This is a genomic window from Streptomyces sp. FXJ1.172 (genome assembly GCF_001636945.3).
Taxonomy (GTDB): domain Bacteria; phylum Actinomycetota; class Actinomycetes; order Streptomycetales; family Streptomycetaceae; genus Streptomyces.
The window spans coordinates 6,663,061-6,680,570 of record NZ_CP119133.2 but is presented as its reverse complement, the minus strand read 5'-3'; the positions used below and the strand labels follow the sequence as shown (position 1 = coordinate 6,680,570).

The window sequence follows — 17,510 nt, the reverse complement described above, 5'->3', positions numbered from 1 at the left end:
CCAAACCCTAGCCGACGCCCTCCGGGGGTTCGCGGGGAGGGGTGCCTACTGACTCGGGTGGTTCGCTTGATTGGCGGCTGCGGGCCCATCATGGCTGGTCGCGCCCCGCGGCGGAGCCGCTGATGTCACCGCCCCGCGCCCCTTCGGGACACTGCCCCGACCGGCGGTTTAGCGTTGCCGTATGGCCTACTTCGATGCTGCTTCCGCCACTCCCCTCCATCCTGTGGCCCGTCAGGCGTTGTTGGCCTCTTTGGATGAGGGGTGGGCCGATCCTGCACGGCTGTACCGGGAGGGGCGCAAAGCCCGGATGCTGCTGGACGCGTCGCGGGAGGCGGCTGCCGAGGCCGTGGGGTGCCGGGCGGACGAGGTGGTGTTCACGTCGTCCGGTACGCGGGCCGTACACACGGGCGTCGCGGGGGTATTGGCCGGGAGGCGCCGGGTCGGACGCCACCTGATCGTGTCCGCCGTCGAACACTCCTGCGTGCTCCATTCGGCGGAGCTGTTCGAGGCGGAGGGGGGAGCAGTCACCCACGTGGCGGTCGACCGGGCCGGAGCCGTCGACCCCTCGCTCTACGCCGCCGCCCTGCGTCCGGACACCGCGCTGGCGTGTCTCCAGTCGGCCAACCACGAGGTGGGCACCGTGCAGCCGGTGGCCGAGGTGGCCGGCGTGTGCCGGGCGGCCGGGGTGCCCCTGCTGGTGGACGCGGCACAGTCGCTGGGGTGGGGGCCCCTCGAGGGTGACTGGTCGCTGCTCACGGCCAGTGCGCACAAGTGGGGCGGGCCGTCGGGAGTCGGACTGCTCGTCGTGCGCAAGGGGGTGCGGTTCGCCGCCCAAGGCCCGGCCGACGAGCGGGAGTCGGGGCGGGCGCCCGGGTTCGAGAACCTCCCGGCGATCGTGGCGGCCGTGGCCTCGCTGCGCGCGGTACGGGCCGAGGCCGCCCAGGAGGCGGTACGGCTGCGGGAGCTGACGGCACGGATCCGGACACGGGTGCCGGAGCTGGTGCCGGACGTGGAGGTGGTGGGCGACCCGGAGCGCCGGCTGCCCGGGATCGTCACGTTCTCCTGTCTCTATGCCGACGGAGAGGCTCTGCTCCATGAGCTGGACCGCGAGGGTTTCGCCGTGTCGTCCGGCTCGTCCTGCACGAGCAGCACGCTGACGCCCAGCCATGTGCTGAAGGCGATGGGGGTGCTGAGCGAGGGCAACGTCCGGGTGTCCCTGCCGTCCGGTACGGCCGAGGCGGACGTGGAGCGCTTCCTGGAGGTGCTGCCGGGCGCCGTGGCGGGCGTCAGGGAGAAGCTGGGCGCCCCGGCCCCCCGGACGGCCCTGCGAGCGGAGGAACTCGTCGTCGACTCCCTCGGCAAGCGCTGCCCCATCCCGGTCATCGAACTGGCCAAGGTGTTCGCGGACGTACCGGTGGGCGGCACCGTCCGCGTCCTGTCGGACGACGAGGCCGCGCGGCTGGACATCCCGGCCTGGTGCGAGATGCGGGGGCAGGAGTACGTGGGCGAGGAGCCGGCGAAGAGGGGCTCCGCCTATGTGGTGCGAAGGGTGAGCTGAGGGGGTCCGGGGGCGGGGCCCCCGGACGCCGGCGCCGCCTCAGCCCAGGTGCGCCTGGACCTCCTCCGCGGCCGTCTGCCCGTACGCCTTGGTGAACCGCTCCATGAAGTGCCCCCGGCTCAGCTGGTACTCCTGCGTGCCGACCGTCTCGATGACCAGCGTGGCGAGCATGCACCCGACCTGCGCCGCCCGCTCCAGCGGGACACCCCACGCCAGCCCCGACAGGAATCCCGCGCGGAAGGCGTCACCGACGCCCGTGGGGTCGGCCTTGCGGAACTCCTCGGGGCAGCCGACCTCGATCGGGTCCGCGCCGACGCGCTCGATGCGCACGCCCCGCGAGCCGAGCGTGGTGACGCGGTGGCCGACCCTGGCCAGGATCTCGGCGTCGTTCCAGCCGGTCTTGGTCTCGATGAGGCCCTTCTCGTACTCGTTCGAGAACAGGTACGTCGCGCCCTCCATCAGCACACGGATCTCGTCGCCCTCCATCCGGGCGATCTGCTGGGAGAAGTCGGCGGCGAACGGAATGTTCCGGGAGCGGCACTCCTCCGTGTGGCGGAGCATGCCCTCCGGGTCGTCGGCGCCGATGAGGACGAGGTCGAGGCCGCCGACGCGGTCCGCGACGGTCTTCAGCTCGATGAGGCGGGCCTCGCTCATCGCCCCGGTGTAGAACGAGCCGATCTGGTTGTGGTCGGCGTCGGTGGTGCACACGAAGCGGGCCGTGTGCAGGGTCTCGGAGATCCGGACCGACTCGGTGTCCACACCGTGCCGGTCGAGCCAGGCCCGGTACTCGTCGAAGTCGAAGCCGGCGGCGCCGACCAGGATCGGCTTCGTGCCGAGCTGGCCCATGCCGAAGGCGATGTTGGCGGCGACGCCACCGCGGCGCACGTCGAGGTTGTCGACCAGGAAGGAGAGCGAAACCGTGTGCAGCCGGTCCGCGACGAACTGGTCGGCGAAGCGGCCGGGAAAGGTCATGAGGTGGTCGGTGGCGATGGAGCCGGTGACTGCGATGCGCACGACGCGAATTCTCCTGCGGGAGGCTGGATTGACAGTTCACGCTACCCGCTCGGACGACACCGCTGTAGCTGGCAAAACTACCCGATAGTAGCCCTTTCTTCGCACCGCCGACCTTGCGTACGGTGCGGTCATGACGAACCTCAAGGTCCACTCCCCCGCCCCGGCCGACCTCGAGGGCGACCTCGCCGCGCTGCGTGTCGACTGCGCGCGGATGGCGCCGCACTGGGCGGTTCCACCGCACGCCGACTCACGGCCGGTGCCGCCGTCCCTGATCCACGGGGTGAGTGTGCCGGCGCGCTCCGCGCGGCTGCTGGACGCGATGTCCGACTACGGCGACTGACGCGCCGGGCGCGTTCCCCGGGAACCGCGCGCTCCCCTCCCGCGTCCCATCGCCGTCCCCCACGCGGGGGAGGCGGGATACGACCGCGGGACACGACCAGCGAGGAGCGATGCGGTGGACACCGAGCGACCCGAGGACCGCGCGCCGACGACCGGGACGACGGACGGCGCACAGGGCGCGGACGGCGTGCGGGACGCCGACGGCGAGCGCGGCGGGCGGCGCCGGTCCCGGTTCGCCGTCGTCTCCGTGGCCGCCGCCGTGCTGCTGGTCGGCGGCGGTGGCGCCCTGCTCGCGGCGAGCAGCGGCGCCGGCGGCCGTACGAGCGGGCCCGGCGCGGCCGGCGGGGGCGGTACTCCCCCGCCGCTCGCCCTGGACGGCTGGAGCGCGAACGGCATCGCCGCGGGCGAGCCGGACCCCTACGGCGCGACGTACGTGGCCCACGGCGAGCTGCCGGCCGGCCCCGGCTCCGCGCCGGTGTACGCGCCGGCGGGCGGGGTCGGCAAGGACGCGGTGACGCGGCTGGCCCGGGCGCTCGGCGTCGACGCGGCGCCGGTGGCCGAGGGCCCGGTCTGGCGGGTCGGCGGCAAGGACGGCACCGGAGCGACCCTGACCGTGAACCGGGTCGCGCCGGGCAGCTGGACCTTCAGCCGGTACGCGCCGGGCACCGACGACTGCAGGAAGGGCGTCCTGTGCACGCACGACCCGATGGGCCCGGCGGGCTCCGCGGTGAGCGTGTCCAAGGCGGCCTCGGCCGCGGCGCCGGTGCTGAAGGCGGCCGGGCTGGACGGCGCGAAGACCGACGCGAGCCAGGTCATGGGCCTGCAGCGGGTGGTCAACGCCGATCCGGTGGTCGGCGGGCTGCCGACGTACGGCTGGACGACCGGGCTGACCGTGGACCGGCAGGGCGAGGTCGTGGGCGGCCACGGGCTGCTGGGGACGCCGGTGAAGGGTGCCACGTACCCCGTGCTGAGCGCGGCGAAGACGCTGAAGCTGATGAACGCGGCGCCGAAGAGCGACCACCGGATGGGGATCGGCGGCTGCGCCAGTCAGCTGCCGCCGAAGGACCACCGGGGGGAGCGGCTGTGCGGCTCGGCCACGTCCGTGCCCAAGGGGGCGGACGCGGGCACGGACAGCGGGGCGGTCACCGTGGGCAAGGCGGTGTTCGGGCTGGCCGCGCACTCCGTGGCCGGGCGGCAGACGCTGGTGCCGTCCTGGCTGTTCGAGGTGCGCGACAGCGCGGCGGGCGGCGCGTACACGGTGACGTATCCGGCGGTCGATCCCGCATATCTGACGCCGACGGCGACCGCGCCGACGAGGCCGGGCGCGGGGACCGGGACGGCGCCCGGCGCGCACACGGTGAAGGTCGAGGGCTATATGGCCGACGGCCGGGAGCTGACGGTGAGCTTCTTCGGCGGGGTGTGCGCCGACTACTCGGCGGCGGCGAAGGAGAGCGGCGACAAGGTGACCGTCACCGTCACCGAGCACCCCTGGCCGGACAAGGTGTGCGTACTGATCGCCAAGGAGTACGCGAAGACCGTACGGCTGGCCGCGCCGCTGGACGGACGGACGGTGGTGGGTGCGGACGGCAGGCCGGTCCCGCAGACGAAGCCGGGGGCGCTGCGGCCGGACGCGCAGATGCGGACACGCTAGTGCTGCGACCGGAAAGGTTCACCGGCTCGCGACGCCCGGCACGGCACCTCGCCGCGTTGTCGCATCACCCGAGTACATCCAGTACACGGGCGATGCTCCGCCTTGCGATGCACCGCACCGGACGCCGCGAGCCTTCCGGCAAACCTTTCCGGCCACAGCACTAGACCCTGTCGTCACATTCCCGTCTGCCCCACGACGGCGTACGGCAGTGTCACGGCGCACGACGAAGGCGGCGGCCCCCGCAAGAGGGGCCGCCGCCTTTCCCGGTCCGTCAGGCCGTCGGGCCGTGGGCCGCCGGCTCAGCTGTCGTCGGCTCAGCTGAAGGAGTCGCCGCAGGCGCAGGAGCCGGTCGCGTTCGGGTTGTCGATCGTGAAGCCCTGCTTCTCGATGGTGTCCACGAAGTCGACGGTGGCGCCGCCCAGGTACGGAGCGCTCATGCGGTCCGTGACGACCTTGACCCCGCCGAAGTCCTTCACCACGTCGCCGTCGAGCGAGCGCTCGTCGAAGAAGAGCTGGTAGCGCAGGCCGGAGCAGCCGCCGGGCTGAACGGCGACGCGCAGCGCGAGGTCGTCGCGGCCTTCCTGGTCGAGCAGGGCCTTGACCTTGGCCGCGGCGGCGTCGGTCAGGATGATGCCGTCGGTGACGGTGGTGGTCTCGTCCGATACGGACATCTACATCTCTCCCGGGTTGTACGGAGACTGCTTGCCGACGAGTGCAACCGTCGCTTCCGCGGATTCATTCCGGGCCGGGCAGTCGCGTTGTCGCGTTGTCGTTCTCCTCCTCATGCTCGCACATGCCCGTGGACGCCAAAAGCGGCCTCCGGGAGCCTCCGGGGGACCTCTGCGCGAGCCGGGCGGGATTCACGTCACATCGACGTTATGGCCATCGTCAAAGTGACGTGAAGCGGTTATGATAGATAGCGTCAGTTAGACGAAAAGTAGAAAGGGTGCGTGTCGTGACCACCGCCCAGACCCCGGAACTCGACGTACAGCCGACTCCGCTCGCCCTGCTGCTGCTCGGCCGTGAGGCCGACCCGAAGAGCGAGCGGGGCGTCGAGTGCCCCGGTGACCTGCCGTCGCCGTCCGACCCCGACCTGGTCGAGCGCGCCCGCGCGGCCAAGGCGAAGCTCGGCGACAAGGTCTTCGTGCTCGGCCATCACTACCAGCGCGACGAGGTCATCCAGTTCGCCGACGTCACGGGTGACTCCTTCAAGCTGGCCCGGGACGCGGCCGCGCGCCCGGAGGCCGAGTACATCGTCTTCTGCGGTGTGCACTTCATGGCCGAGTCGGCGGACATCCTCACCTCCGCCGACCAGAAGGTCGTCCTGCCCGACCTCGCCGCCGGCTGCTCCATGGCCGACATGGCGACGGCCGAGCAGGTCGCGGAGTGCTGGGACGTGCTGACGGAGGCGGGCGTGGCCGAGCAGGTGGTGCCGGTCTCGTACATGAACTCCTCCGCCGACATCAAGGCGTTCACCGGCAAGCACGGCGGCACGATCTGCACCTCCTCCAACGCCAAGCGGGCCCTCGACTGGGCCTTCGAGCAGGGTGAGAAGGTGCTGTTCCTGCCCGACCAGCACCTCGGCCGCAACACCGCCGTCCGCGACATGGGCATGTCCCTGGACGACTGCGTGGTCTACAACCCGCACAAGCCGAACGGCGGCCTGACGGCGGACGAGCTGCGCGCGGCGAAGATGATCCTGTGGCGCGGCCACTGCTCGGTGCACGGCCGCTTCAGCCTGGACTCGGTGAACGACGTCCGCGAGCGCATCCCCGGCGTGAACGTCCTGGTCCACCCCGAGTGCAAGCACGAGGTCGTGGCCGCGGCGGACTACGTCGGCTCGACCGAGTACATCATCAAGGCCCTCGAGGCCGCGCCGGCCGGCTCCAAGTGGGCCATCGGCACGGAGCTGAACCTGGTCCGCCGCCTGGCGAACCGTTTCGCTCCGGAGGGCAAGGAGATCGTCTTCCTCGACAAGACGGTCTGCTTCTGCTCGACCATGAACCGCATCGACCTGCCCCACCTGGTCTGGGCCCTGGAGTCCCTGGCCGAGGGCACCCTGGTCAACCGCATCGAGGTCGACGAGGAGACGGAGGCCTTCGCCAAGCTGGCCCTGGAGCGGATGCTCGCCCTGCCGTAGGGCTTCGGCCCGTACCCACGCCGAGGCCCGGCCCGCATCCCGCGGGCCGGGCCTCGACGTGTGTGCGGAGCGGTCAGACGCCGGCCGGCTCCAGGACCGTCTCCTGCCCGGCCTCCCGCTTCGCCGCCCGCTTCTTCGCCCTGCGCTCCTTGCGCAGTTCCAGCATCGCGTAGAGCGTCGGCACCAGCAGCAGCGTCAGCAGGGTCGACGTGATCAGGCCGCCGATGACGACCACCGCGAGGGGCTGGGCGATGAAGCCGCCCTCGCCCGTGACGCCCAGGGCCATGGGCAGGAGGGCGAAGATCGTCGCCAGGGCCGTCATCAGGATCGGGCGGAGCCGGTGGCGGCCGCCCTCGACGACGGCTTCCACCACGCCGTAGCCCCGTCCCCTGTACTGGTTGATCAGGTCGATCAGCACGATCGCGTTGGTCACCACGATGCCGATCAGCATCAGCATGCCGATCATCGCCGGAACGCCCATCGGGGTGCCGGTGGCGACCAGCAGACCGATCGCACCCGTGGCCGCGAACGGGATCGAGACCAGGAGGATCAGCGGCTGGGCCAGCGAGCGGAACGTGGCCACCAGGAGCATGAAGACGATCGCGATCGCCGCCAGCATGGCCAGGCCCAGGTTCTTGAACGCGTCGTTCTGGTCGGAGGTGACGCCGCCGATCTGGGCCGTGGCCCCCGCCGGCAGCTTCAGCGCCTTGATCTTCGACTGGAGCTTGGTGCTGATCGCACCCGTGTTGTCACCGGTCGGCCTGGCCGTGACCGTCGCGGCGCGCCGGCCGTCGATCCGGGTCAGCGACACCGGCCCGTCCACCACCCGCACCGTGGCGATGTCACCCAGCCTGGCCGGGCCCACCCGCAGGTTCTCCAGCTGGGCCAGCGTGGTCGCGGGCTCGGCCGACCGCACCACGACATCGCGCTCGGTGTCGTCGAGGACCGCCTTCGCCGCCGTCGTACCGCGCACGGCCTCGGCGACCAGCGCGCCGAGCTTCTGGTCGTCGAGACCAGCCGCCGCCGCCCTGGCGTTCGCCCTCACCGAGATCCGCGGCACGCTCGTCGCGAGGTCGCTGGTGACGTCCGTGACGCCGTCGAGGCCCGCGACCGTGGAGCGGACCTGCTCCGCCGCCGTGCGCAGCACCTGCGGGTCGGCGGCCTTCACCACGACGCTCAGGTTCTGGTTGCCGAAGCCGTCACCGGCCGACACGGTGGTCGTACCGATGCCCTTGAGCTTCTTCAGCCCGTCCTCGAGGCGCTTTTGGACGTCGTCGTAGGACTTCGAGTCCTTCAGCATGACCTGGTAGGACGCCTGGTTGGTGTCGGTGCCGCCGCCGAAGGCCGCCATGAAGCCGGAGGAGCCGACGGTGACCTGGTAGTCCTTCACGCCCTTGGTGGAGGCGATCAGCCGCTCGACCCGCTTCGCCTGCGCGTCCGTGGCCGCGAGGCCGGTGCCGGGCTTCAGCTCCTGCTTGACGGTGATGACTTCCTGCGCGCCCTGGTCGAAGAAGTCGGTCTTCAGCAGGCCGCCCATGCCGAACGTGACGACGAGCACCACGATCGCGATCAGGACGCTGGTCAGGCGGCGGCGCGTGGCGAAGCGCAGGACGGGGACGTAGGCGCGCTGGAGGCGGCTGTTCGCCTCCTTCTTCTCGGCCCGGCGGCGGGCCTCGGCCGCGTCGTCCGGGGTGCCCTTGGGGGCGCGCAGGAACCAGTACGACAGCACCGGTACGACCGTCAGCGAGACGAGCAGCGATGCCAGCAGGGCCGCCGTCACCGTGATGCTGAACGAGCCGAACAGGGCGCCCACCATGCCGCCGACCAGGCCGATCGGCAGGAACACGGCGACCGTGGTGAGGGTGGAGGAGGTGACCGCGCCGGCCACTTCGCGCACGGCGTTCAGGATCGCCGCCTGCCGCTCCTCGCCGTAGCCGAGGTGGCGCTTGATGTTCTCCAGGACCACGATCGAGTCGTCCACGACCCGGCCGATGGCGATGGTCAGCGCGCCCAGCGTCAGCATGTTCAGCGACAGGCCGCGCGTCCACAGCACGATCAGCGCGAGGACGACGGACAGCGGGATGGACACCGCCGTCACCAGCGTCGAGCGGATCGACGCGAGGAAGACCAGGATGACCAGGACCGCGAAGAGCAGGCCGAGCGCGCCCTCGGTGGTCAGGCCCTTGATGGACTTGGACACGGCCGGGCCCTGGTCGCTGACGACCGTGAGCTTCGCGTCGGAGCCGAGCTGCTCGCGCAGGCCGGGCAGCTTGTCCTTGACCGCGCCGGAGATGGTGACCGCGCTGCCGTCGTGGTCCATGGTCACGGTGACGGCGAGGCTGGGACGGCCGTCGGTGCGGGTGATGGAGTCGGCCGGGGCCGGCTGCTCCTTGACGGTGGCCACGTCTGCGAGGCGTACGGGCCTGCCGCCGCTCCCGCTGGTGACCATCAGGTCCTGGATCTGCGTGAGCGAGGTGAAGCCGCCGCCGACCTGGACGGTGCGGCTCACGCCGTCCTCCTCGAAGGAGCCCGCCGGGACGGTCGCGCCACCGGCCTGCAGGGCCTGGCCGAGGGCGGCGGAGGTGAGGCCGGCCCGGGCGAGCTTCGCGTCGTCCGGGGTGACCGCGACCTGCAGGTCGCGTACGCCGGTGACCTGGACGCGGCCGACACCGGAGATGTCCTTCAGGGCCGGTACGACGGTCTTGTCCAGCTGGTCGGCGAGGGCCTGCTGGTCCTTGCCGGAGGTGGCGGCGAGGACAACGGTGGGCATGTCGTCGGTCGAGCCGGAGACGACCTGCGGGTCGACATCGGCCGGGAGCTGGTTGCGGGCCCGGTTGACGGCCTGCTGGACGTCGGAGACGAGCTGCTTGGTGTCGTTGCCGTAGTCGAAGGACGCCATGATCACGGCGTTGCCCTCACTGGCGGTGGAGGTGACCGACTTGACGCCGTCCACGCCCTGGAGGTTGTTCTCGAGCGGCTCGACGACCTGCTTCTCGACCACGTCGGGCGAGGCACCCTGGTACGGCGCGATCACCGACACCATGGGCAGGTTGATGGTGGGCAGCAGCTGCTGCTTGATCTGGGGTATCGCGATGAGCCCGAAGACGAGCGCGACGAGCGACATCAGGCCGATCAGGGCCCGTTGCCGGAGGCTGAATCTCGACAGCCAGGACATGGATCAGGGTCTCTCTTCCGTGAGCGGCAGACCCCACCACCCTCACCCGTCACGGAGGGCCGAAGCGTAGGCCCAGAGTCCATTTCCTTATCCCGGCCCTACTCCGCCCGCAGTACGCCCGGGTGGAGAGCGCAGTACGCCGTGGGTGGGCTCCGGGTGGAGATCAGTCCGTCCTCGGCCGGACCAGTCCCGACTCGTACGCGATCACCACGAGCTGGGCCCGGTCGCGGGCGCCCAGCTTGGCCATGGCCCGGTTGACGTGCGTCTTCACCGTGAGCGGGCTGACCTCGAGGCGCTCGGCGATCTCGTCGTTGGAGTGGCCGCCGGCGACCTGGACGAGCACCTCCCGCTCCCGCCCGGTGAGCGCGCCGAGCCGCTCGGAGCGGGCGGGGTCGCGGCCGTCGTCGCCGTCGCCCTGGGCGAGGAAGCGGGCGATCAGCCCCTTGGTGGCGGCCGGTGACAGCAGCGCCTCACCGCCCGCCGCCACCCGGATGGCGTTCAGCAGTTCCTCCGGCTCGCTGCCCTTGCCGAGGAAGCCGGAGGCACCCGCGCGCAGGGCCTCGACGACGTAGTCGTCGACCTCGAACGTCGTCAGGATGACCACGCGGACCTGCGCGAGAGAGGGATCGGCGCTGATCATCCGGGTGGCGGCGAGCCCGTCCGTGCCCGGCATCCGGATGTCCATGAGGACGACGTCGGCGGCCTGCTCCTTGGCCAGCCGCACCGCCTGAGTACCGTCGGAGGCCTCCCCGACCACCTCCATGTCGGACTCGGAGTCGACCAGGACCCGGAAGGCGCTGCGCAGCAGGGCCTGGTCGTCGGCGAGCAGGACACGGATCGTCATGCGGGCTCCCCCTGGGCCGTCGTACGGGTCTCGGTACGGGTCTTGACGGGCAGGATCGCATGGACGCGGAAGCCGCCGCCGTAGCGGGGTCCGGTGGTGAGGGTGCCGCCGAAGGCGCTGACCCGCTCGCGCATGCCGAGCAGCCCGTGCCCGCCGCCGGTGCCGGGCGCGCTCTGCCCGCCCGGGCCGTCGTCCAGCACGGTGACCTCGATGTTCGGCCCCACGCGTACGACGCTGACCTCGGCCTTTGCGCCCGGCCCCGCGTGCTTTTGCACATTGGTCAGGGCCTCCTGGACGATCCGGTAGGCGGCCAGATCGACGGCGGCGGGCAGATCGGCGTCCTGGCCGGCGCGGGCCACCTCCACCGGGAGCCCGGCGCTGCGGAAGGTGCCCGCGAGGTCCTCGAGGCGGCTCAGGCCGGGCGCGGGCTCGGTCGGGGCCTCGGGGTCGCCGGACTGGCGGAGCAGGCCGACGGTGGCCCGCAGTTCGTCGAGCGCGGAGCGACTGGCCTCGCGGACGTGGGCGAGGGCCTCTTTGGCCTGGTCGGGTCGCTTGTCCATGACGTGCGCGGCCACCCCGGCCTGCACGTTCACGAGGGCGATGTGATGGGCGACGACGTCGTGCAGATCGCGGGCGATGCGCAGCCGCTCCTCGGCGACCCGGCGGCGGGCCTCCTCCTCGCGGGTGCGTTCGGCGCGTTCGGCCCGCTCCCGGATGGCCTGGACGACCGCGCGCCGGCTGCGTACGGCGTCCCCGGCGGTGGCTCCGATGCCGGTCCAGGCGAGGACGCCCAGGTTCTCCTGCGCGTACCAGGGCAGGGGGCCGCCGAGCATGGCGGCGGCCGTCAGCACGGTCATGGTGAGCAGGCCGATCCGCAGGGTGGTGGTGCGGTCGGTGGTCGAGGCGACGGTGTACAGGGCGACGACGGCGGACATCGCGACCGGGGCGCGCGGGTCGCCGGTGACGGACTCGACCACGGAGAACGTGCCCGTGACGGCGAGCACCGTCCTGGAGGCGCGGCGCCTGAAGACGAGCGCGGCCGCGGCGAGCAGCATGAGGAGCAGGCTGAGGGGCGCGGGGGTGCGGATGCCCCAGGTGACGCCGTTGTTCCCGCGGGGGGTCACGAAGGATCCCGCGATCATGCACACCAGTACGCCTGCCGCGAGGGCCGCGTCCAGGGCCCAGGGGTGGGCCTTGAGGCTGCAGCGGGCGCGTTCGAGAGTGCTCACGAGTATGAACAGTACGGGGGAATTGCCGGTGCCCCGCCGGGGGCGCTGGTCGGCGGTGGGCGCGCGCACCGCCGCCGGCCGGGTGCCTCAGCCCGGGATCAGCCCGTCGTCGCTGAGCATCTCCCGGACCTCCTGCAGCGAGGCGTCCGGTGCCGGAAGGATCAGCTCCGAGGGCTCCAGGGCGTCGGCCGGAAGCGGGGTGCCGAGCCGGCGGACGGAGTCGAGGAGGGCGCCGAGCGTCCGGCGGAAGCCTTCCTCGTCGCCGCTCTCCATCTCCTCCAGCAGCTCGTCGTCCAGCTTGTTCAGCTCGTCGAACTGGGAGCCGGCCAGCTTCCACTGGCCTTCTCCCATGATCCGTACGATCACGTCGGCCTCCTCGGCTCGGGCCCCAGCGCCGGACTACTGCTTGTCGAAGCGCGGGGTGTCCTGCGGCTGCTGCTGGGACTGCGCCTGGCCGGTGCCGCCCTCGATGGCCTGCTGCGGGGAGCCACCGGCCAGCTCGGCCTTCATGCGCTGCAGTTCCAGCTCCACATCCGTACCACCGGAGAGGCGGTCCAGCTCGGCGGCGATGTCGTCCTTCGCCGTGCCGGTCGGGTCGTCCAGGGCGCCGGAGGCGAGCAGCTCGTCGATGGCGCCGGCACGGGCCTGGAGCTGCTGCGTCTTGTCCTCGGCACGCTGGATGGCGAGGCCGACGTCGCCCATCTCCTCGGAGATACCGGTGAACGCCTCGCCGATGCGGGTCTGGGCCTGGGCCGCGGTGTAGGTGGCCTTGATGGTCTCCTTCTTCGTACGGAAGGCGTCGACCTTGGCCTGGAGGCGCTGGGCCGCGAGGGTGAGCTTCTCCTCCTCGCCCTGGAGGGTCGCGTGCTGCGTCTCGAGGTCCGTCACCTGCTGCTGGAGGGCCGCGCGCCGGGACAGCGCCTCGCGGGCCAGGTCCTCGCGGCCGAGCGCGAGCGCCTTGCGGCCCTGGTCCTCCAGCTTGGTGGACTGCTGCTGCAGCTGGTTGAGCTGGAGTTCCAGGCGCTTGCGGCTGGTCGCCACGTCGGCGACCCCGCGGCGCACCTTCTGCAGCAGCTCCAGCTGCTTCTGGTACGAGTAATCGAGGGTCTCGCGCGGGTCCTCGGCCCGGTCAAGGGCCTTGTTCGCCTTCGCGCGGAAGATCATCCCCATACGCTTCATGACACCGCTCATGGGCTTCGCGCGCCCCCTTCTGACGGACTCCAGCTCACAGATCCTGCGACAGGACCCACAGTACGGGCCCTGACTCCATTACCGCACTGTTCGGGGACGGATGCGCTCATCCCCAAGAACGACTGCGGACGCTACCGCTCCGGCGCAAGGAGTAGGTGACCCCCTGCCGGAACGCCCCCTCTGTCCCCCTACAGACGAACGGTGTTGCCGGATCGTTCCCCGCAGGGCTGACGTCCATGCCGGTGCAGCGCTTACCCTTGGGTTTTGTGTTCCGTAGCCGTGCCAAGGAAGAGAAGGCCCCCGCCGACAAGGCGCAGGCAGCCGACTCCAAGCAGCCCCGTGACCCGCAGGCCCCCAAGGGCAGGCCCACGCCCAAGCGCAGTGAGGCCCAGTCCCAGCGCCGCAGTGTCGCCAACACGCCGACGACCCGCAAGGACGCCGCGAAGCGCCAGCGCGAGGAGCGGCGCCAGGCCCTGGAGCGCCAGCGCCAGGCCCTGGCCTCCGGTGACGAGCGCTATCTCCCGGCCCGGGACAAGGGGCCCGTGCGCCGCTTCGCCCGTGACTGGGTGGACTCGCGGTTCAACGTGGCGGAGTTCTTCCTGCCGATGGCCGTGGTCATCCTCGTGCTGAGCGTGGTGCGGGTGGGCGCGATCCAGAGCATCGCGCTGCTGCTGTGGCTGGTCGTGATCGTGCTGATCGTGCTGGACGCGGCCTTCAGCGGCTTCCGGCTCAAGAAGCGCCTCAAGGAGAAGTTCCCCGACCAGAACACCCATGGCGCGGTCGCCTACGCCCTGATGCGTTCCCTCCAGATGCGCCGGCTCCGGCTGCCGAAGCCGCAGGTCAAGCGCGGAGAGCGGCCCTGAGCGCAGACGCCTTCACCGGGGATGCGGCACACGCCTGGCTGCGCAGGCTGGGCGGGCTGCGCGACGTCGTACGGCAGGAGCTGGTGGCCCGGCAGCTGGACGAGCAGATCGCCGCGCGGTTCCCGGTCGGGCAGCGGCTGCGGGTGCTCGACGTCGGGATGGGCCAGGGCACGCAGGCGCTGCGGCTGGCCCGGCTCGGCCACCAGGTGACCGGCGTCGAGCAGGACGCGACGATGGTCGACGCCGCGCGTGCGGCGCTGGCCGCGCAGCCCGAGGGCATCCGCGAGCGGGTCCGGCTGGTGCAGGGCGACGGGCGGGACACCGGTGTGCACTTCCTGCCGGGCAGTTTCGACGTGGTGCTGTGCCACGGAGTGCTGATGTACGTCGAGGAGCCCGACCCGCTGGTGGCGGGCCTGGCCCGGATGCTGGCGCCGGGCGGCCTGCTCTCCCTGCTGGTCCGCAACGGCGACGCGCTCGCCATGCGCCCGGGCCTGTCCGGTGACTGGGCCGCCGCGCTGGCCGCGTTCGACACCGCCGCCTACACCAATCGCCTGGGCCTGGACGTACGGGCCGACCGGCTGGCCACGCTCACCGCGACGCTCGCCGGCCTCGGAGCCCCGCTGCACGCCTGGTACGGCGTACGGGTCTTCACGGACACGGCCGCGGACGACGCGCCGGTCCCGGGCGCCCTGGAGACGCTGCTCGCGGCCGAGGAGCGCGCCGGGCGCACGGACCCCTACCGCGCGGTCGCGGCGCTGCTCCACCTGTGCGGTGTCCGGGGCTGATCCCCCTTCCCGCGGTGCGGGGCCGGCCCCGTTCGGGGGAACACCACGGGCCGGGCGATCACCGGCCGGTGAGACTCGGGGCATGGACGCTTCCCGTACCCGTGCCCTTCGTACGGTCGTGCCCGCCGCCGTGCTGGTGTGCTGGGCGCTCCTCGCCGCCGGCTGCTCGCCGACCGCCGCTCCGCATGCCGATGACCCCGCGACGAGCGGGCGGGCGGCCGCACCGATGGCGGCGGGCGATCTGCAGAGCCAGTACCAGAGGGTGATCAAGGAAGTCCTGCCGTCGGTCGTGCAGATCCAGGCGAGGCAGGAACTGGGCTCGGGCGTGGTGTACGACGACAACGGTCACATCGTCACCAACGCGCACGTGGTGGGGACGGAGAAGACCTTCAGGGTGACCGCGGCCAACAGCCGGGAGCCGCTCACCGCGAGCCTGGTGTACTCCTACCCCCAGCAGGACCTGGCCGTGATCAAGCTGGACCGGATTCCGTCCGGGCTGAAGGCGGCGACGTTCGGCAACTCCGAGAAGGTGGAGGTCGGGCAGATCCTGCTGGCCATGGGCTCGCCGCTCGGGCTGTCCTCCAGCGTGACGCAGGGCATCGTCTCGGCGGTCGGACGGACCGTCAGCGAGAGCCGCTCCGCGGGGGGTACGGGGGCGACGATCGCGAACATGGTGCAGACCTCGGCCGCCATCAACCCCGGCAACAGCGGCGGCGCCCTGGTCAACCTGGACGGGCAGGTCATCGGCATTCCGACGCTCGCCGCCGCCGACCCCCAGCTCGGGGGCAGCGCGGCGCCCGGCATCGGCTTCGCCATCCCGGCGTCGATGGTGAAGACGATCGCCGACCAGATCGTGAAGAAGGGCAGGGTCGTCGAATCGGGGCGGGCGGCACTCAACATCGTCGGGCGGACGGTCGTGAACGACGACTACCAGCCGGCCGGGGTGGCCGTGGTCAGCGTCCAGGCCGGCGGCGCGGCGGCCCGGGCGGGCCTCAGGCCGGGCGACATCATCACCAAGCTGGGCGACGAGCCCATCACCACCATCACCTCCCTCTCAGTGGCGCTGGCGGCGGACAAGCCGGGCCAGAAGACGCCGGTGACGTACCAGCGGGGCGGCGTCGAGAAGACGGTGCAGGTGAAGCTGGGCGAGCAGTGAGGACGCGAGCAGGGGTACGGCCCCGCGGGCCGTACCCCCAAAGGCAGCTAGGCCGCGTCGTCAAATCCTAGGCCGCGTCGGCGTGCAGGCTCATCGGCCCGTAGATCTCGGTGCCCTCCTCGAACAGCCGCACCTGGTCGGCACCGCCCTCCAGCAGGTCCTTCCAGTGCTCGCCGATCCAGGATTCGGCGTCACCCTGCGTGGTGAACTCCTCCGGCTGCACGGCGGGCTGGACCTCCGTCCCGTCGGCCTTCTCGAACCGCCACGTCCATGCCGTCATGTGGGCCTCCTTTGATCCAACACCTGCTGGCAGACTAGCCGGAAGCGCGAGACCTGATCAGACGGGCGAAAATCGATTCCGTGGAAGTGACTCTGCTCGGTACCGGCGCCCCGGCCGGACTGCCCCGCCCCGACTGCCCCTGTGCCGCCTGCGCGAGCGCGCTCGGGCCGGACGCCCGGGCGGCGACGGCCGTGCTGGTGGACGGGGCGCTGCTGCTCGATCTGACCCCGGGCGCGGCGTTCGCGGCGGCGCGGTCCGGGCATTCGCTGGGCGGGGTGCGGCAGGTGCTGCTGTCGCATCCGCACGACGGTCCGGCGGTGGAGGTGCCGGCCGGGCTGCCGCAGCCCGGCCGGGTGCCGGACGGGCGGGAGTTGGCGCTGCTGACGGGGCACCGGGTGCGTGCGGTGGCGATGGACGCGGGCGGCACCGGGTACGCGGTGACCGGGCCCGACGGGCAGCGGCTGCTGTACCTGCCGCCGGGCGGTGCCCCGGCGGGCCTGGAGGAGACGGCGGCGGAGTCGTTCCACATGGTCCTCGCGGACGTCGTGGCCCGCCCGGACGCGCTGGCCCGGCTCCGGGCGGTCGGTTCCGCCGGTCCCACGACGGACGTGATCGCCGTCCACCTCGGCCACGACGTGCCGCCCGGTGCGGAACTGCGCCGGCGGCTGGCGGCGGCCGGGGCCCGGGCGGTGCCGGACGGTACGACGCTGGTGGTGGGGGTGTACGAGGACGTGCCGGACGTGCCGCGCCGGACGCTGGTGCTGGGCGGCGCGCGCTCGGGCAAGTCCGTGGAGGCCGAGCGGCGCCTGGAATCCTTCCCGGACGTGCTGTACGTGGCGACCGGCGGGACGCGCGGCGGCGACACCGAGTGGGCGCAGCGGGTGGCCCTGCACCGGGAGCGGCGGCCGGGGTCGTGGCGCACGGCGGAGACGACGGACCTGGTGCCGCTGCTGGCCGTGGAGGGTCCGCCGCTGCTGGTCGACTGCCTGTCGCTGTGGCTCACGGACGCCATGGACGCCGTGGGGGCGTGGGACGACGCGGAATGGGCGGGCGGCGGCGAGAAGTTGCTGCGGGAGCGGGTGCGGGAGCTGACGGACGCCGTGCGCGCCACGCGGCGGACGGTGGTGGCGGTGTCGAACGAGGTCGGCTCGGGCATCGTCCCGGCCACCGCCTCCGGGCGCCGCTACCGGGACGAACTCGGCCGGCTGAACGCGGCGTTCGCGGGCGAGTGCGAACAGGTGCTGCTGGTGGTGGCGGGGCAGGCGCTGGTGCTGCGGGGGTGAAC

General features: G+C 72.2%; 16 protein-coding genes. 8 read left to right on the top strand and 8 right to left on the bottom strand.

The window, feature by feature from the left end:
* Positions 1 to 181: 181 nt before the first annotated feature.
* Positions 182 to 1,558, top strand: coding sequence for a cysteine desulfurase/sulfurtransferase TusA family protein (locus tag A6P39_RS29960; RefSeq protein WP_067038940.1), 1,377 nt, complete (start codon positions 182 to 184; stop codon positions 1,556 to 1,558).
* Between the two features lie 39 nt (positions 1,559 to 1,597).
* Here A6P39_RS29960 and A6P39_RS29955 read toward each other — a convergent pair whose 3' ends face one another.
* Positions 1,598 to 2,572 (bottom strand): carbohydrate kinase family protein, encoded by a 975-nt coding sequence (locus tag A6P39_RS29955; RefSeq protein WP_067038941.1) that lies wholly within the window; start codon positions 2,570 to 2,572, stop codon positions 1,598 to 1,600.
* Between the two features lie 130 nt (positions 2,573 to 2,702).
* On the opposite strand from A6P39_RS29955, the gene A6P39_RS29950 reads away from it, so the two are divergent.
* Together A6P39_RS29950 and A6P39_RS29945 are read left to right on the top strand one after the other, a co-directional pair.
* Positions 2,703 to 2,912 carry a hypothetical protein gene (locus A6P39_RS29950; protein WP_067038942.1) on the top strand — a complete coding sequence of 70 codons (210 nt, stop codon included), beginning with the start codon at positions 2,703 to 2,705 and terminating at the stop codon, positions 2,910 to 2,912.
* 114 nt (positions 2,913 to 3,026) lie between these two features.
* Positions 3,027 to 4,562 (top strand): hypothetical protein, encoded by a 1,536-nt coding sequence (locus A6P39_RS29945; RefSeq protein ID WP_234378678.1) that lies wholly within the window; start codon positions 3,027 to 3,029, stop codon positions 4,560 to 4,562.
* Between the two features lie 314 nt (positions 4,563 to 4,876).
* On the opposite strand, the gene A6P39_RS29940 is transcribed toward A6P39_RS29945, so the two are convergent.
* Positions 4,877 to 5,233: an iron-sulfur cluster assembly accessory protein gene (locus tag A6P39_RS29940; protein WP_030340884.1), complete on the bottom strand. Its 357-nt coding sequence runs from the start codon at positions 5,231 to 5,233 to the stop codon at positions 4,877 to 4,879.
* Positions 5,234 to 5,517: 284 nt separating this feature from the next.
* On the opposite strand from A6P39_RS29940, the gene nadA reads away from it, so the two are divergent.
* Complete coding sequence (nadA, locus tag A6P39_RS29935; RefSeq protein ID WP_067038964.1) at positions 5,518 to 6,702, top strand: quinolinate synthase NadA; 1,185 nt, start codon at positions 5,518 to 5,520, stop codon at positions 6,700 to 6,702.
* Positions 6,703 to 6,775: 73 nt separating this feature from the next.
* On the opposite strand, the gene A6P39_RS29930 is transcribed toward nadA, so the two are convergent.
* The 5 genes from A6P39_RS29930 to A6P39_RS29910 form a co-directional block, all read right to left on the bottom strand.
* Complete coding sequence (locus tag A6P39_RS29930) at positions 6,776 to 9,877, bottom strand: efflux RND transporter permease subunit (RefSeq protein ID WP_067038943.1); 3,102 nt, start codon at positions 9,875 to 9,877, stop codon at positions 6,776 to 6,778.
* Between the two features lie 163 nt (positions 9,878 to 10,040).
* Positions 10,041 to 10,721: a response regulator gene (locus tag A6P39_RS29925; RefSeq protein ID WP_067038944.1), complete on the bottom strand. Its 681-nt coding sequence runs from the start codon at positions 10,719 to 10,721 to the stop codon at positions 10,041 to 10,043.
* On the bottom strand, positions 10,718 to 11,950 hold the full coding sequence (locus A6P39_RS29920) for a sensor histidine kinase (protein WP_067038965.1): 1,233 nt from the start codon (positions 11,948 to 11,950) through the stop codon (positions 10,718 to 10,720). The genes A6P39_RS29925 and A6P39_RS29920 overlap by 4 nt, the downstream gene beginning before the upstream one ends.
* Before the next feature lie 87 nt (positions 11,951 to 12,037).
* The gene (gene pspAA, locus A6P39_RS29915) at positions 12,038 to 12,316 is read right to left on the bottom strand and encodes a PspA-associated protein PspAA (protein ID WP_067038945.1); all 279 of its coding nucleotides are present in this window, start codon (positions 12,314 to 12,316) and stop codon (positions 12,038 to 12,040) included.
* A 33-nt stretch (positions 12,317 to 12,349) separates the two neighbouring features.
* A complete protein-coding gene (locus A6P39_RS29910) occupies positions 12,350 to 13,141 on the bottom strand; it encodes a PspA/IM30 family protein (protein WP_079133060.1) in 792 nt (263 codons plus the stop codon).
* A 236-nt stretch (positions 13,142 to 13,377) separates the two neighbouring features.
* Between A6P39_RS29910 and A6P39_RS29905 the strand changes: the two genes are divergently transcribed.
* The 3 genes from A6P39_RS29905 (at position 13,378) to A6P39_RS29895 (ending at position 15,945) form a co-directional block, all read left to right on the top strand.
* A complete protein-coding gene (locus A6P39_RS29905; protein WP_199840643.1) occupies positions 13,378 to 14,004 on the top strand; it encodes a DUF3043 domain-containing protein in 627 nt (208 codons plus the stop codon).
* 83 nt (positions 14,005 to 14,087) lie between these two features.
* Positions 14,088 to 14,789 carry a class I SAM-dependent methyltransferase gene (locus A6P39_RS29900; protein WP_067038948.1) on the top strand — a complete coding sequence of 234 codons (702 nt, stop codon included), beginning with the start codon at positions 14,088 to 14,090 and terminating at the stop codon, positions 14,787 to 14,789.
* A gap of 82 nt (positions 14,790 to 14,871) precedes the next feature.
* A complete protein-coding gene (locus A6P39_RS29895; protein WP_067038949.1) occupies positions 14,872 to 15,945 on the top strand; it encodes a S1C family serine protease in 1,074 nt (357 codons plus the stop codon).
* Positions 15,946 to 16,012: 67 nt separating this feature from the next.
* Here A6P39_RS29895 and A6P39_RS29890 read toward each other — a convergent pair whose 3' ends face one another.
* Complete coding sequence (locus tag A6P39_RS29890) at positions 16,013 to 16,225, bottom strand: hypothetical protein (protein ID WP_067038950.1); 213 nt, start codon at positions 16,223 to 16,225, stop codon at positions 16,013 to 16,015.
* Between the two features lie 80 nt (positions 16,226 to 16,305).
* Between A6P39_RS29890 and A6P39_RS29885 the strand changes: the two genes are divergently transcribed.
* Positions 16,306 to 17,508, top strand: coding sequence for a bifunctional adenosylcobinamide kinase/adenosylcobinamide-phosphate guanylyltransferase (locus tag A6P39_RS29885; protein ID WP_067038951.1), 1,203 nt, complete (start codon positions 16,306 to 16,308; stop codon positions 17,506 to 17,508).
* The last annotated feature ends 2 nt before the right edge of the window (positions 17,509 to 17,510 follow it).

Coding starts and splice junctions, on each gene's coding strand:
- A6P39_RS29960 (WP_067038940.1), top strand. CDS start 182: ATGGCCTACTTCGATGCTGCTTCCGCCACTCCCCTCCATCCTGTGGCC.
- A6P39_RS29890 (WP_067038950.1), bottom strand. CDS start 16,225: ATGACGGCATGGACGTGGCGGTTCGAGAAGGCCGACGGGACGGAGGTC.
- A6P39_RS29910 (WP_079133060.1), bottom strand. CDS start 13,141: ATGAGCGGTGTCATGAAGCGTATGGGGATGATCTTCCGCGCGAAGGCG.
- A6P39_RS29930 (WP_067038943.1), bottom strand. CDS start 9,877: ATGTCCTGGCTGTCGAGATTCAGCCTCCGGCAACGGGCCCTGATCGGC.
- A6P39_RS29905 (WP_199840643.1), top strand. CDS start 13,378: ATGCCGGTGCAGCGCTTACCCTTGGGTTTTGTGTTCCGTAGCCGTGCC.
- A6P39_RS29925 (WP_067038944.1), bottom strand. CDS start 10,721: ATGACGATCCGTGTCCTGCTCGCCGACGACCAGGCCCTGCTGCGCAGC.
- A6P39_RS29940 (WP_030340884.1), bottom strand. CDS start 5,233: ATGTCCGTATCGGACGAGACCACCACCGTCACCGACGGCATCATCCTG.
- A6P39_RS29895 (WP_067038949.1), top strand. CDS start 14,872: ATGGACGCTTCCCGTACCCGTGCCCTTCGTACGGTCGTGCCCGCCGCC.
- A6P39_RS29950 (WP_067038942.1), top strand. CDS start 2,703: ATGACGAACCTCAAGGTCCACTCCCCCGCCCCGGCCGACCTCGAGGGC.